This window comes from Variovorax boronicumulans (assembly GCF_040544675.1).
GTDB lineage: Bacteria > Pseudomonadota > Gammaproteobacteria > Burkholderiales > Burkholderiaceae_C > Variovorax > Variovorax boronicumulans_D.
On record NZ_JBEPKK010000006.1, the window covers coordinates 278,720 to 292,150 of the forward strand.

Annotated in this window: 11 protein-coding genes; 7 read left to right on the forward strand and 4 right to left on the reverse strand. The window is 67.0% G+C overall.

Going from position 1 to position 13,431, the window contains the following annotated elements:
* Positions 1-4: 4 nt before the first annotated feature.
* Genes ABIC90_RS13790 through ABIC90_RS13800 form a run of 3 tightly spaced genes read right to left on the reverse strand, consistent with a single transcriptional unit; the run spans position 5 to position 3,614 of the window.
* Positions 5-856, reverse strand: coding sequence for an energy transducer TonB (locus ABIC90_RS13790; protein WP_354354681.1), 852 nt, complete (start codon positions 854-856; stop codon positions 5-7).
* Positions 857-905: 49 nt separating this feature from the next.
* Positions 906-2,972: a ribonuclease catalytic domain-containing protein gene (locus ABIC90_RS13795; protein ID WP_354354683.1), complete on the reverse strand. Its 2,067-nt coding sequence runs from the start codon at positions 2,970-2,972 to the stop codon at positions 906-908.
* Positions 2,973-3,020: 48 nt separating this feature from the next.
* Positions 3,021-3,614: a YqiA/YcfP family alpha/beta fold hydrolase gene (locus ABIC90_RS13800; protein WP_354354685.1), complete on the reverse strand. Its 594-nt coding sequence runs from the start codon at positions 3,612-3,614 to the stop codon at positions 3,021-3,023.
* Positions 3,615-3,638: 24 nt separating this feature from the next.
* Between ABIC90_RS13800 and ABIC90_RS13805 the strand changes: the two genes are divergently transcribed.
* The 3 genes from ABIC90_RS13805 to ABIC90_RS13815 are packed head-to-tail and all read left to right on the forward strand — an operon-like array spanning position 3,639 to position 6,597.
* Complete coding sequence (locus ABIC90_RS13805) at positions 3,639-4,016, forward strand: hypothetical protein (RefSeq protein WP_354354687.1); 378 nt, start codon at positions 3,639-3,641, stop codon at positions 4,014-4,016.
* On the forward strand, positions 3,982-4,737 hold the full coding sequence (locus ABIC90_RS13810; RefSeq protein WP_436318211.1) for a response regulator: 756 nt from the start codon (positions 3,982-3,984) through the stop codon (positions 4,735-4,737). Before ABIC90_RS13805 ends, ABIC90_RS13810 begins: the two co-directional genes overlap by 35 nt.
* Before the next feature lie 6 nt (positions 4,738-4,743).
* On the forward strand, positions 4,744-6,597 hold the full coding sequence (locus ABIC90_RS13815) for a sensor histidine kinase (protein WP_354354691.1): 1,854 nt from the start codon (positions 4,744-4,746) through the stop codon (positions 6,595-6,597).
* Positions 6,598-6,625: 28 nt separating this feature from the next.
* On the opposite strand, the gene ABIC90_RS13820 is transcribed toward ABIC90_RS13815, so the two are convergent.
* Positions 6,626-8,698 carry an Ig-like domain-containing protein gene (locus tag ABIC90_RS13820; protein WP_354354693.1) on the reverse strand — a complete coding sequence of 691 codons (2,073 nt, stop codon included), beginning with the start codon at positions 8,696-8,698 and terminating at the stop codon, positions 6,626-6,628.
* Positions 8,699-8,828: 130 nt separating this feature from the next.
* Here ABIC90_RS13820 and rodA point away from each other — a divergent pair, with 130 nt between their 5' ends.
* From rodA to ABIC90_RS13840, 4 genes are all read left to right on the forward strand, one after another.
* Positions 8,829-9,983 (forward strand): rod shape-determining protein RodA, encoded by a 1,155-nt coding sequence (rodA, locus tag ABIC90_RS13825; RefSeq protein WP_354354695.1) that lies wholly within the window; start codon positions 8,829-8,831, stop codon positions 9,981-9,983.
* A 57-nt stretch (positions 9,984-10,040) separates the two neighbouring features.
* A complete protein-coding gene (tldD, locus tag ABIC90_RS13830; RefSeq protein WP_354354697.1) occupies positions 10,041-11,501 on the forward strand; it encodes a metalloprotease TldD in 1,461 nt (486 codons plus the stop codon).
* Between the two features lie 46 nt (positions 11,502-11,547).
* Positions 11,548-12,081, forward strand: coding sequence for a hypothetical protein (locus tag ABIC90_RS13835; protein ID WP_354354699.1), 534 nt, complete (start codon positions 11,548-11,550; stop codon positions 12,079-12,081).
* 227 nt (positions 12,082-12,308) lie between these two features.
* Positions 12,309-13,427 carry a 3-deoxy-7-phosphoheptulonate synthase gene (locus tag ABIC90_RS13840; protein ID WP_354354701.1) on the forward strand — a complete coding sequence of 373 codons (1,119 nt, stop codon included), beginning with the start codon at positions 12,309-12,311 and terminating at the stop codon, positions 13,425-13,427.
* The last annotated feature ends 4 nt before the right edge of the window (positions 13,428-13,431 follow it).

The following is a 13,431-nucleotide window of genomic DNA, read 5'->3' on the forward strand; positions in this document are numbered from 1 at the left end:
GTCGTTATTGCGTGATTTCCATCGTGCCGTCGCGCGCGAAGTGGAAGGTGCCCTGGATCACCATCTGGTCCGCTTGCTCGCGGCGCATGGCGGGCGTGAACTTGCCGAAGTTGCCGGTGCTCGCGACGATGGCCTGCGCCCGGCGGTCGAGCGCGATGTTGCCCGAACTCTGGTCGATGACGGTGTCCAGCACGTTGCCGTCGAAGTTCACGGTCATCGTCATCTTGAGTTCGCCGTAGAGCTTCTTGCCGGCCAGCTCCGGAAAGTTTTCGGCCGCGCGTGCCTCGACGCGGCGCAGCATGGTGTCCACATAGACGGCAAAGGCGACTTCGCGCGTGGAAGGGCTGATGTAGCGCTTTTTGGGACGCGAGTTCTCTTCGTTCACGCGGCGCTCGATCTGGGCCAGCAGCTCGACCATCTGGCGGCGCTTTTCTTCCTGCGCGGCGGCGGCGGTCGGATCGCCCGCCTTGCGCGGATCGCGCACCGGCATGGCGGCGATCTCGCGCTTGAGCTGCGTGATCATCTGCATCTGCTCAGCCTGCAGGGCGTCGACCTGTTTGCGTGCGTCCTCGAAGGAGTCGCCCACCGAGGTGAAGCTGGACGGTGGCAGCGGGCTGGTGGCGCGCCCCTTGTCCAGGTCGCCGCCGCCGGCGAGCGAGGTTTGCGCCATGAGCCTGGCATTCGCATCGGGCCGCTCCTTGGTCTTGCTGTTGACCAGGATCACCTCGAGCGGCGTGTCGGTGAACGCGCGATTGAAAGACTCGGGATCGACGAAGCGCACCGCCAGCAGCGCGGCATGCGCAATGACCGACACGCCCAGGGCAATCTGCAGCGTGCTGAGGTCCTTGAAGTTCATTCTCGAAACTCCTCCAGGGGGCGCACTTCTCCGGACGTCTCGCCGGAGTTCATGCAGGTGCGGGTGTGTTTTCCGGCGCGGCCTCGCTGTCGCTCAGGTCGACGGCAATGGCGATCGGGCCGGCGACTTCTTCTTCGTCCTCGCCGCTCTCGTCCTCGGCGGAGGCATCGGCCTTCGGCGTGTCCAGGCGTTCGAGCACGGTGCCGCTCACGTCGAGCGCGATCTCGTCGATCTCGCCGAGCTTCACGCGCAGGCGCGCACCGCGCTCCTGCTGGCCGGCTACCGGGAACACCAGCGGCAGCGCATCGGCACGCACCAGCGCGCCGTTGGGGATGTCCTTGATGACCGTGGCCTCGAGCTCGGTGATGCCTTGCTGCTGCAGGTACTTGAGCGTCCAGAAGCGTTCCATGCCGCCCTGGTAGCCGTTGTACGTTGCATAGGCCGCATCGAAGCCCGAGAGGATCGAGAACAGGTCGGCGTCCTTCGGCTTGAAGGGCGCGGCCAGCGCCGCGGTCTTGCCGTGGCGGGCGGCCGCGATGATCTGCCACTGGTTCACCAGGTCGGTGTAGCGGCGCAGCGGCGAGGTGCTCCACGCGTAGCTCTTCACGCCCAGGCCCGCATGCGGCAATGCGCGCGTCCCCATGCGCACCTTGACGCCGGGCGCCATGCTCGCCTGGCTGCGGTAGAGCCCGGGCACGCCCAGTTCGCCGAGCCAGCTGCCCCAGCTGCTGTTGGCCAGGATCATGGCCTCGGACACGATCAGGTCCAGCGGTGCGCCACGCTGGCGCGTGCCGATCTGCACCTGCTCGTTGCCGGTGGGCTCGTTGCCGTCGTTGCCGACGAGGCGGAAGTTGTAGTCGGGCCGGTTGAAGTTCTCGGGCTTGCCGCGCACCACTTCGCGCTGCGCCTTCAGCTGCTTGGCCAGGCGGAACAGGAAGGAGAGCGGGGCGCGCAGCTTCGCGGCGGCGTCGGGCGTGTGGTCGCTCGTGAATGCGGCGTCTTCGAGCCAGGGCTGCGTGACGACGGTGTCGAGCTGGTCGTGGCGCAGGTTGGCGACGATGGGCACGCGCTCGAGTTTGGTCTCGGTGGCTTGCAGCTCCAGCGTGGCTTCGTCGAAGCGCGCGTAGAGCGACACCGCGGGCCGGTCGCCGCCTTCGAGCAGCGTGTAGGTGTCCACCACCTCGGCCGGCAGCATGGTGATCTTGTAGCCCGGCATGTAGACCGTGGACATGCGCGCACGCGCCACGTTGTCGATGGCACTGCCGGGCGTGAGCGCCAGGGCGGGTGCGGCGATGTGGATGCCGACGGTGACGGTGCCTGTGCCCAGGCCCTGCACCGAGAGCGCATCGTCGATTTCGGTGGTCTGCGAATCGTCGATCGAGAAGGCCTGCACCTCGGCGGCCAGCGGCAGGTCGTCGGCGATGGCCGGCGCGGTGAGCGCGGGAAAGCCCGTGCCCTTGGGGAAGTTCTCGAACAGGAAGCGCCGCCAGTGGAACTGGTAGGGCGAATCGATGGCGCCGGCCCGCTCCAGCAGGTCGAGCGGCGGACGCTGCGTGGCGCGCGCGGCGTCGACCACGGCCTTGTATTCGGGGGCGTTCTTGTCGGGCTTGAACAGGATCTTGTAGAGCTGCTCGCGGATCGGCGCCGGGCACACGCCCTCGGCCAACTGCCCGGCCCATTCGACGATCTGCGCCTGCACGGCTTTCTTCTTCTCGATGGCGGCGAGCGCCTGCTGCACGATCTCGGCCGGCGCCTTCTTGAAGCGCCCCTTGCCCGCGCGGCGAAAGTAGTGCGGCGCCTCGAACAGCGCGAACAGCGCGGCGGCCTGCTGGGCCAGCGACGGCTTGTCGCTGAAATAGTCGGCGGCCAGGTCGGCGAAGCCAAACTCTCCCTCGGCCGCGAATTCCCAGGCCAGGTCGAGGTCCATGGCTGCGGCGAGCGTGCGCGCCTCGGTGATCAGCTCGGCCGGCGAGGGCTTTTCGAAACGAAGGACGATGTTGGCGCCCTTGACCTTGACGCGCTTGCCGGTCTCGAGCTCGACCTGCGCAGAGGCTTCGGCCTCCGACAGGACACGGCCGCCGAGGTACTTGCCGGCTTCTTCAAACAATACAAACATAGGCGCGGATTGTCCCACGCAGGCCGGGGTCGTCCGGCCCGGCCGTGCTCAGACCGGGTTGATGAAGGCCATCACGTCGTGCAGATGGCTGCTCTCGAAATCGGACAGGGCGTGGTCGCCGCCTTCGAGCAGCTTGATGTTGCTGTCGGGGTAGCGCGCGGACATCTCGTGCCAGTCGAGCGCTTCGTCGCCCTTGGCGATGACCGCGAAGACGCGTTCGGGCCGGGTGAGCGGACCGACTTCCATCGCGCGCAATTCCTGGATGTACTCGGGCCGGAAATAGAAGTGCTCGGACGGGTCGTGCCAGGCGCTCTGGTCGCCGATGTAGCGCGTGAGGTCGCGCGCCGGGTGCACCGCGGGGTTGAGCAGCACGGCGCGGCAGCGCGTCATGCCGGCCACGTAGGTGGCGTAGAAGCCGCCCAGCGACGAGCCGATCACCGCCATCGACTTGCGCGGCCAGTGCGCAATGCCCTTCATCACCATGTCGATGGCTTCATGCGGCGACGGCGGCAATTGCGGACACCACCACTCCAGGTTCGGATGCTGCTGCGCCACGTGGGCGGCCACGATCCGCGCCTTGGTCGAACGAGGCGAGGAGCGAAAGCCGTGCAGATACAGCAGGTGGGTGGTTTGCGGGTCCATGCGGGGGAGCGTTGGGAGGTACGAATGCCGCGCCTCGCTCGTCGATGCCAGGCGATTCTGCATGAGGTGGGTTTCCGTATCGCGTTTGCGGGCCTGCAAAAACCTTGCGATGTCCGGTTCTTGGGGAAAGCGACAGCTCATGACGACGCGGCGGTTGCCACGACCCTCGATTCCGGCACCGCGGGGCAGACCGCTTGCCTGGCTCCAAAAGTATTCATGGTCGTGCTCCCGATCGCCGATGCCGCCGCGCGCGGCGGCGAACGCGCAGCAAATAAAAAGAAAACGCCCGAGTTTCGTGACCCCCGCGAGGACGCGCATCCCATGAAAGGGGTATGCATGCGCGGCGTTTCCGCGCGCATCGAGGCTTATGCTCCAGCCCATGAACACAGACGCTCTGGATAACGGGTCGCTGCGCCGCTGGGGCGTGCTCGTGGTCGAGGACGACAGCCGCGCCCGCGCCTTTTTCGAAGCCAGCGTGCAGCGCAGTCCGCGTCTTTTATGGCTCGGCAGCGCGGGCACGGTGCAGGAAGCGCTCGGCTGGCTGTCCCGCACCGCGACGATTCCCGACGTCCTGCTGGTGGACCTGGGCATGCCCGACGGCACCGGCCTGGACGTGATCCGCGATGCCGTGGCGCGCTTTCCGGGCTGCGAGCCGCTGGTGGTGTCGGTCTTCGGCGACGAAGAGAACGTGCTCGCGAGCATCGAGGCCGGCGCCGTGGGCTACATCCACAAGGACGCCGCCCCGGAAGACATCGCGCAGACCATCGTCGAGATGAAAGCCGGCGCCTCGCCGATCTCGCCCATGATCGCGCGCCGCGTGCTGGCCAAGTACCGCAGCCTGCAGTCGGCGAGCACCCTCGTGCCGGGCGCCGCCGAGCCGGGCGCCGCCCACGAGGTCGTCTTCGACGAGAACGAGCGCGGCCTCCTGTCCGCGCGCGAGCACGAGGTGCTGACGCTGATCGCCCGCGGCTTCTCGTATGCGGAGATCGCGCGGCTCAAGGGCCTGAGCGTTCACACGGTGCAGACCCACATCAAGAACCTCTACGGCAAGCTCGCGGTGCACTCCAAGAGCGAAGCGGTGTTCGAGGCGACGCGGCTCGGCCTGCTGCCTCACCCGGGCTGAGGCCGGATGCGCTCGAGGCTGGCATCGCTGCTTGCGCTGTGGCTGGCTGCGATGCTGCTGGCAGGCCTTGCCGGAATCTCGGCAGCCGCGCCGGTCGAGGCCACGGAAGGCCCCATCGAGCTGCGCGCGGGCACGGTCACCACCACGGTCGACGGCGTCACCCGCACGGAGCCGGTCGCGCTCTCCTACCACTGGGACCGCCAGCACGGCGGCCGCCCCGGCTTCGCCAGCTTCGATCTGCCGTTCTCGCTCAGGGCCGCGCCCGACACGCCCTGGGGCATCTTCATTCCCCGCGCCGGCAATGTCTTCGAGGTGCGGCTCAACGGCGCGCTGCTGCAGGTCTACGGCGACATGGCCGAGGCCAACGGCGCCGACTACGCCAAGGCCCCCATCTACGTGCCGGTGCCCGGCCATCTGCTGGCGGCCGGCGACAACCGCCTGCAGATTCGCCTGCGCGCCGACAGCGCCCGGCGCGCGGGCCTCTCGCGCGTGACCGTCGGCCCGGCGGCGCCGGTGCGCACCGAGCTCTTCGAGAGCGCCTATACCTGGCGCTTCACCGGCTCCGTGCTGCTGACCGCCTTCAGCCTGATCGTCGGCGGCATCGCGCTGGCGCTCTGGCTGACCCAGGTCGACACCGCCGTCCAGGGGCGCCATCGGCGGGACGGCATCTATTTGTGGGCGGCGGTGGCCGAGTTCTGCTGGGCGATCCGCGTGGCCGACGGCGTGATCGCCGAGCCGCCGCTGCCGTGGGTGCCATGGGGCGTGCTGATGGCCGCCTGCTACGCAGGCTGGGCGGCCTCGGCCATGATGTTCTGCTACCACCTCTCGGGGTGGGCGCAGAACCCCCGGCTGCGGTGGGCGCGCTGGCCGGTGGCCTCGGTGGTCGCCGGCACGGTGGTGAGTTCCTGGCTGGCACTGGAACGTGAACAGCCGGCCTGGCTCACGGGCTGGCTCGCCATCGAGATCGTGATCGTTGTGGTTTTCGTCGGCGCCTTCGCGGTGGCCTGCGTGCGCCACCCGAGCACCGAACGTACGCTGGTGGCCGTCGCCGCGCTCGTCACCGTGGCCTTCGGCACGCGCGACTGGCTGGTGATCCGCCTGAGCGATGCGTACGGCGAAACCACCTGGGTGCGCTACTCGTCGGTCTTCTTCGGCATTGCGCTGCTGCTGATCGTGCTGCGGCGCTTTCACGCGGTGAGCACCCAGGCGCGCGGATGGGTCGCCGCGCTGGCCGAGCGGGTGGCCCAGCGCGAGCGCGAACTGGCCCAGACCTATGCCGAACTGGAGCAGGTGGCGCGCGACCAGGCGCGCACCCACGAGCGGGAGCGCATCCTGCGCGACATGCACGACGGCGTGGGCTCGCACATCAGCTCGGCGATCCGGCAGCTGCAGTCGGGCCAGACCAGCTCGGAAGAATTGCTGCGCACCCTGCGCGATTCGCTCGACCAGCTGAAGCTGTCGATCGATTCCATCCACCTGCCGCCGGGCGACGTCGGCGCGCTGCTGGCGGCGCTGCGCTACCGGCTGGAGCCGCGCCTGCAGGCCGCGGGCATCGCGTTCGAGTGGGCGGTGGACGAGCTCGCGCCGGTGGAGCGGCTCGACGCCCACGCCATCCGGCAGCTGCAGTTCCTGCTGTTCGAGGCCATCTCGAACGTGCTGCAGCATGCGCACGCGAGCGTGTTGCGGTTGGAGGCGGACATGCTCGGCGAGACGGTGCGCGTGCGCGTGGTCGACAACGGCAGGGGTTTCGACGTATCGCACGTACCGGCGGCGCTGCTGGAGCGTTCGGCGGCCGTGGGCGCCCGGCTCTCGGTCGAAAGCCGACCGGGGCGCACGGTCGTTCAGCTTGAATTCGCGTGAAGGCCGGACCCTCGGGTCCTTCGCGCGCCTAGAACTGCTTGTAGAACAGCACGAACCGGGTCAGGCCGAGTCCTCGTGCGTTGGTCGCCTCGAACGCCAGATAGTGCACGCGCGTTCCTTCGGCGTACTGCTTGCCGTTGCTGCTGTCGCAATGCGTGTCGCCTACGGTCTCTGCCGAGCAGTTGATCGTCATCTTGCGCGCGGTGGTGGCCAGCGCCATGCTGTCGTTGAAGCGGGTGCCGGACTTGGCGAAGCCGTAGGCCGTCAGCACTGAGGGCGCCAGGGCACCGGGCGGCACGGCCCAGGCATCCTGGTTGCCGGTCGCGCTGATGTCCAGGACGTTCGGCTGGTTCACGCTGTTTGCCGGGTAGACCAGTCCGGCGTTCGCATTGGTGCGCGCGATCAGTTGGGTACGCATTGCAGGTGTCAGGTCAAACATCGGCTGCTCGCGGATTTCACCTATCGTCGGTGCGCGCGACAGGGTGCGTTCGTACTGGATCACGTTGGGCACCGACGGGTCTGCGTGCACGAACTCGAACTTCCAGACGCTCTGGTCCTGAAGCTGGCTGATCTGTTGGTCGGAGTACTGGGGGTCCAGCAGCCCGATGCCGGACTCCCTGACCGCCAACTGGCCGGGTGTCGAAGGATTCTGATAGATGCCGCGCAGATTGATGCCGTTGTTCAGGAGCGGCGTACCGTCGGCTTTGGTCACCACCAGAAACGACAGGCCATCCTGCGGCACGAAGGTCATGGGCGCGTTCAGCGGCGATGTCACGATGACTTTGCTGAAGACCGACACCCCGCCCACGAGCCGGTTCCGGATCGGCATGGCATAGCCTGTGGTGTAAGCGTTGAAGGCGGGCGAGTTCATCATGTCGCGGAACGCGAACACGGGACGCACGCTAGACGCATAGACGTGGCCGTCTCCCGCTAGCTTGAGCGTGTCGCCCACCTTGCGCGCGGTGAGCGTGCCGAAGGAGACGTTGTCTCCCGGGTCCGTCGCGCGATAGCTGAATGTCAGGTCGCCGTTGTCGCGAAAGAACTCGAAGTTCGCGCGGTCCCACTTGCGGTTGGTGTTTTCCGGTCGGAACAGGGTCGTGAGTGAGCCAACGTTGCTGGCATCCCGTCCCACGCCGTAGCCGCTGTTGAGATAGCTGGCAGGGTCGTTTCCGACGAAGAGTTCGCGGCAGGCGGGCGCAATCACGTTCGAGGCGCTTCCCGTGACCGCAGTCGTGTCGTTCGGCGCATTGACGCGCTGCGACAGGGGAAGCTGATAGCACGCGTTCAAGCGGTCGAAGAGCCCTGCCAGCAGGGCCGGGGACGGAATGTTCGCCAGCTGATTCGAGGTGATGCTCGACGGCAACGCCGGCACGCTCGAGTCGCTGCTGCGGAAGATGATCGAGACGGGCGCGCTGCCGCTGTTCGACGACGAACCCTTGACCGTGATCTCAATGTTGGCCGCGCCGCTGTCGGGGCGCACGCTGACCGACAGCGCGTCGAGCACCCTGTCGTGGCCGGTGCCGTCGGCGCTGAACCGACCGGTGATCGGGGCGAGACCGCTTTGGCCCAGCGCGTCCAGCACCGGCTTCAGTGCTGCAAGCAGCGCGGCCGTCTGCTGCAGCAGGCGTGCTTCGGTCACTGTGTCGGCGTTGGCCTGGACGGCGGCCGCCAGGTTGGCAGGCTGGCCGCCCGGCGCAAGCCGGGACACGATCACGGTGGTCAGCGGCGTGATGTTGGCAACGCCGCTGTTGCTGGACGTTGTGCTGTAGAGCGCCTGATCGTCGCGCAGTGCCGTGATGGCCAGGGGAGCCTTGGTTGCCGAGGGCAGGGTGCAGTTGTAGAGGCCCTGGCCGTCGGTTTGGGTCGTGCAGACTGTTGCGCCGGTCTGATCCTTGACTGTGACGGTGGCACCGCTGAAGGCGGCACCGGTCGCGGCCGTGCCGCTGAGAGAGAGCGAAGTCGGGGTGGGGGAGCCGCTACCGCCGCCCAATGAGACAGGCCACCCAAGGCCTCCGCCGCTGCCACCACCACCGCCACCGCAAGCTGCGATCGAGACACACAAGCCTGCAGCCAGCGATAGGCGCAAAAGTTGAAACTTCATTTGGACTTCCCCCCGTTGTTGATCCTCCAAATGTAAAAGCAGGTGACGGCCGATTTGCGACAACGCGGGCAGGTATTTCTACGCAAAGACATGTGCGGGCTATTCCTATAAGACTGGATAATCCGCCCCCATGTCTGCCGTGTTCAATCAGCCCTCCCTGGCGCGTCGTATCGCGCCCATCTTCCAGGGCTTCGACGGCTTTCTGGCCTTTGCCGTGCTGCTGCTGGTCTTTGCTGGGCTGCTGACCATGTATTCCTCCGGCTACGACCACGGCACGCGCTTCGTCGACCATGGCCGCAACATGCTGCTGGCCGGTTTCATCATGTTCGTGGTGGCGCAGGTGCCGCCGCAGCGATTGATGATGTTCGCGGTGCCGCTCTATGCGGCGGGCGTGGCGCTACTGATCGCGGTGGCGCTGTTCGGCATCACCAAGAAGGGCGCCCAGCGCTGGATCAACGTGGGCATGGTGATCCAGCCCAGCGAAATCCTCAAGATCGCCATGCCGCTGATGCTGGCCTGGTGGTTCCAGCGCCGCGAAGGCCAGTTGCGGCCGCTCGACTTCGTGGTGGCGACGGTGCTGCTGGCGGTGCCGGTCGGGCTCATCATGAAGCAGCCCGACCTGGGCACCTCGCTGCTGGTGCTGGCGGCCGGGCTGGCGGTGATCTTCTTTGCCGGGCTGCCGTGGAAGCTGATCGTGCCGCCGGTGGTCATCGGCGCCGTGGCCATCACGCTGATCGTGGGTTTCGAGTCGAAGCTCTGCGCGGACGGCGTCGACTGGCGGGTGCTGCATGAATACCAGAGGCAGCGCGTCTGCACGCTGCTCGATCCCAGCAAGGACCCGCTGGGCAAGGGCTTCCACATCATCCAGGGAATGATCGCCATCGGCTCGGGCGGCATGGGCGGCAAGGGCTTCATGCAGGGCACGCAGACGCATCTCGAATTCATTCCCGAGCGCACCACCGACTTCATCTTTGCCGCCTATTCCGAGGAATTCGGGCTCATTGGCAACCTGGCGCTGATCTCGGCCTTCATCCTGCTGATCTTCCGGGGGCTGGCCATCGCGGCCAGCGCCACCACGCTGTTCTCGCGGTTGCTGGCGGGGGCGGTCACGATGATCTTCTTCACTTATGCCTTCGTGAACATGGGCATGGTGAGCGGCATCCTGCCGGTGGTGGGCGTGCCGCTGCCGTTCATCAGCTACGGCGGGACGGCGATGGTGACGCTGGGCCTCGGGCTGGGCCTGCTGATGTCGATCGCCCGGGCGCGCAAGCCCGCACAGAATTAGCTGGCGCCCAGTGCCCCCGGCGAGGCGCGGAAGAGGGTGCCTGCCTAGAATGGCGCCATGATCTCCCGCGAACCCACCATCGAGCGCCTCGCCACGGCGCAACAGCTCCTTCTCACGCCGTTCGGCCTGGACGAATCGCACCTGAGCAAGGCCCTGGCCGAGATCGCCTCCCACAAGGTGGACGACGCCGACCTGTATTTCCAGTACACCCGCAGCGAAGGCTGGAGCCTGGAAGAGGGCATCGTCAAGACCGGCAGCTTCAGCATCGACCAGGGCGTCGGCGTGCGCGCGGTCAGCGGCGAGAAGACGGCATTCGCCTACTCGGACGACATCTCCGAAGCGTCGCTGCTCGATGCGGCGCGCACGGTCCGCTCCATTTCCTCCGCCGGCCGCACGGGCCGGGTGAAGACGCCGGCCCGCAAGATCGCGTCGAGCCGATCGCTTTACGACGGCGTCGACCCCATTTCCACGCTGGACAGCACGGCCAAGGTCAAGCTGCTCGAAAAGGTCGAAAAGCTGGCGCGTTCGCGCGATCCGCGCGTGGCGCAGGTCATGGCGGGCCTGGCGAGCGAGTACGACGTGGTGCTGGTGGCGCGGGCCGACGGCACGCTGGCGGCCGATGTGCGTCCGCTGGTGCGCCTGTCGGTCACGGTGATCGCCGAGCAGAACGGCCGGCGCGAGGTCGGATCGGGCGGCGGCGGCGGGCGCTTCGGCCTGGCCTACTTCAACGACGAACAGATCGCCGAATACGTCGACCAGGCCGTGAAGGCCGCGCTGACCAACCTGGACGCCCGCCCGGCACCGGCCGGCGAGATGACCGTGGTGCTCGGCTCCGGCTGGCCCGGCATCCTGCTGCACGAAGCCATCGGCCACGGGCTGGAGGGCGACTTCAACCGCAAGGGCTCGAGCGCCTTTGCCGGCCGCATCGGCAAGCGCGTGGCGGCCAAGGGCGTCACGGTGCTCGACGACGGCACCATCGCCGACCGCCGCGGCTCGCTGAACGTGGACGACGAAGGCAATGCCAGCCAGCGCAACGTGCTGATCGAGGACGGCATCCTCAAGGGCTACATCCAGGACTCGATGAACGCCCGCCTCATGAAGGTCAAGCCCACGGGCAACGGCCGCCGCGAGAGCTACGCCCACGTGCCGATGCCGCGCATGACCAACACCTACATGCTCGGCGGCGACAAGGACCCCCAGGAAATCGTGGCCAGCATCAAGAAGGGCCTGTACGCCACCAACTTCGGCGGCGGGCAGGTCGACATCACGAGCGGCAAGTTCGTGTTCTCGGCCAGCGAGGCCTTCTGGGTGGAGAACGGCAAGATCCAGTACCCGGTCAAGGGCGCGACCATCGTGGGCAACGGCCCCGATGCGCTCACCCGCGTGACCATGATCGGCAACGACATGAAGCTCGATTCGGGCGTGGGCACCTGCGGCAAGGAAGGCCAGAGCGTGCCCGTGGGCGTCGGCCAGCCCACGCTGCGCATCGACGGGTTGACCGTGGGCGGAACGGCCTGAAGCCTTGTTAAGCTGCGCTCCTTCACAAACAAGGAAGGAGCCTTCGATGAGGAACAGGATCAATTCTTCTGCGGCGCTTTGGGCCGCAACTGCCGTTGTTGTATTGGCAAGCGCCGGCTGCGCATCGCGTGGCGGCTCCGGCGCCAGCCAGCCTGCGGCGGCGCCTGCCCCCGCACCCGCGGCATCGGCCCGCACCGGTTCCGGCGCCGGCATGGACGGCCGCGGCAACGTGACCGATTCCTCCAAGGTCGAGGCCGGCAGCGGCCGTACCGTCAAGGGCCTGAACGGCTACGAAGGCGAGATCACCGGCAATCCGGCGCGCAACAGCAAGTTCACCCGCCTGCAGATCGGCATGAGCGCCAAGCAGGTCACCGACCTCGCCGGCCCGCCGACCGACCAGGGCGCGTACGTGACGGGCAAGGCCTTCATTCCGTTCTATTTCGGCAGCGATCGCCACCGTTTCGAGATGACCTACAAGGGCCAGGGCCGGCTGATTTTCGCGGGCGGCGGCATGGGAGATTTCTCCAGCGGCAACCTGATCTGGATCATTCACAACGCCAACGAATCGGGCTACCGGTGATTCGCCCGAGGCCCGCTCGCTTGACCGGGCCTTTGTTTTCCGTGCTACATTCCGCCCCTATGTCCGCCCTCCGCGCTTATTTCTTTGCCTACTTTTGGTTCCCGGTTTCCGGCGGACGAGAGGCGAGCGCGTAAAGCAAACGAACACCCTCCCAAAACCGCCGGCGCCCCAAGCCCCGGCGGTTTTTTTATGCCCTGACGATATTCACTCCAACAAGGAACAGCACCATGAGCACGAACACTGCCCCCGCCAGCGACAGCTGGTATGCGAGCGTCGAAAAAACCAGCAAGACCGACGACGAACGCATCAAGGACATCAACGTGCTGCCCCCTCCCGAACATCTGATCCGCTTTTTCCCGATTCGGGGCACGGCCATTGAAACGCTGATCGAAGGCACCCGCCGGAACATCCACAACATCATGGGTGGCAAGGACGACCGGCTGCTGGTGATCATGGGGCCCTGTTCGATCCACGATCCCGCCGCCGCCCTCGAGTACGCAAGGCGCCTGAAGGTCGAGCGCGAAAAGTACGCCGGCACGCTCGAGATCGTGATGCGCGTGTACTTCGAGAAGCCGCGCACCACCGTCGGCTGGAAGGGCCTGATCAACGACCCGTACCTGGACGAGAGCTTCCGCATCGACGAGGGCTTGCGCATCGCGCGCCAGTTGCTGATCGACATCAACCGCATCGGCCTGCCGGCTGGCAGCGAGTTCCTCGACGTGATCTCGCCCCAGTACATCGGCGACCTGATCGCCTGGGGCGCCATCGGTGCGCGCACCACCGAAAGCCAGGTGCACCGCGAGCTGGCCTCGGGCCTCTCGGCCCCCATCGGTTTCAAGAACGGCACCGACGGCAACATCCGCATCGCGACCGACGCGATCCAGGCGGCGGCCCGCGGCCATCACTTTCTGTCGGTGCACAAGAACGGCCAGGTCGCGATCGTGCAGACCAACGGCAACCGCGACTGCCACGTGATCCTGCGCGGCGGCAAGGCGCCGAACTACGACGCCGCCAGCGTCGAAGCCGCCTGCAAGGACCTCGAAGTCGCCAAGCTGCCGCCCACGCTGATGGTCGACTGCAGCCACGCCAACAGCTCCAAGCAGCACCAGAGGCAGATCGATGTCGCCAAGGACATCGCGGGCCAGATCGCCGGCGGCTCCAACCGTGTGTTCGGCGTGATGGTCGAGAGCCATCTGCAAGCCGGCGCCCAGAAGTTCACGCCGGGCAAGGACCAGATCGCTGGCCTCGAATACGGCAAGAGCATCACCGATGCATGCATCGGCTGGGACGATTCGGTGCAGGTGCTGGAGACGCTGTCGCAGGCGGTCAAGGCCCGCCGCGGCTGAGCAA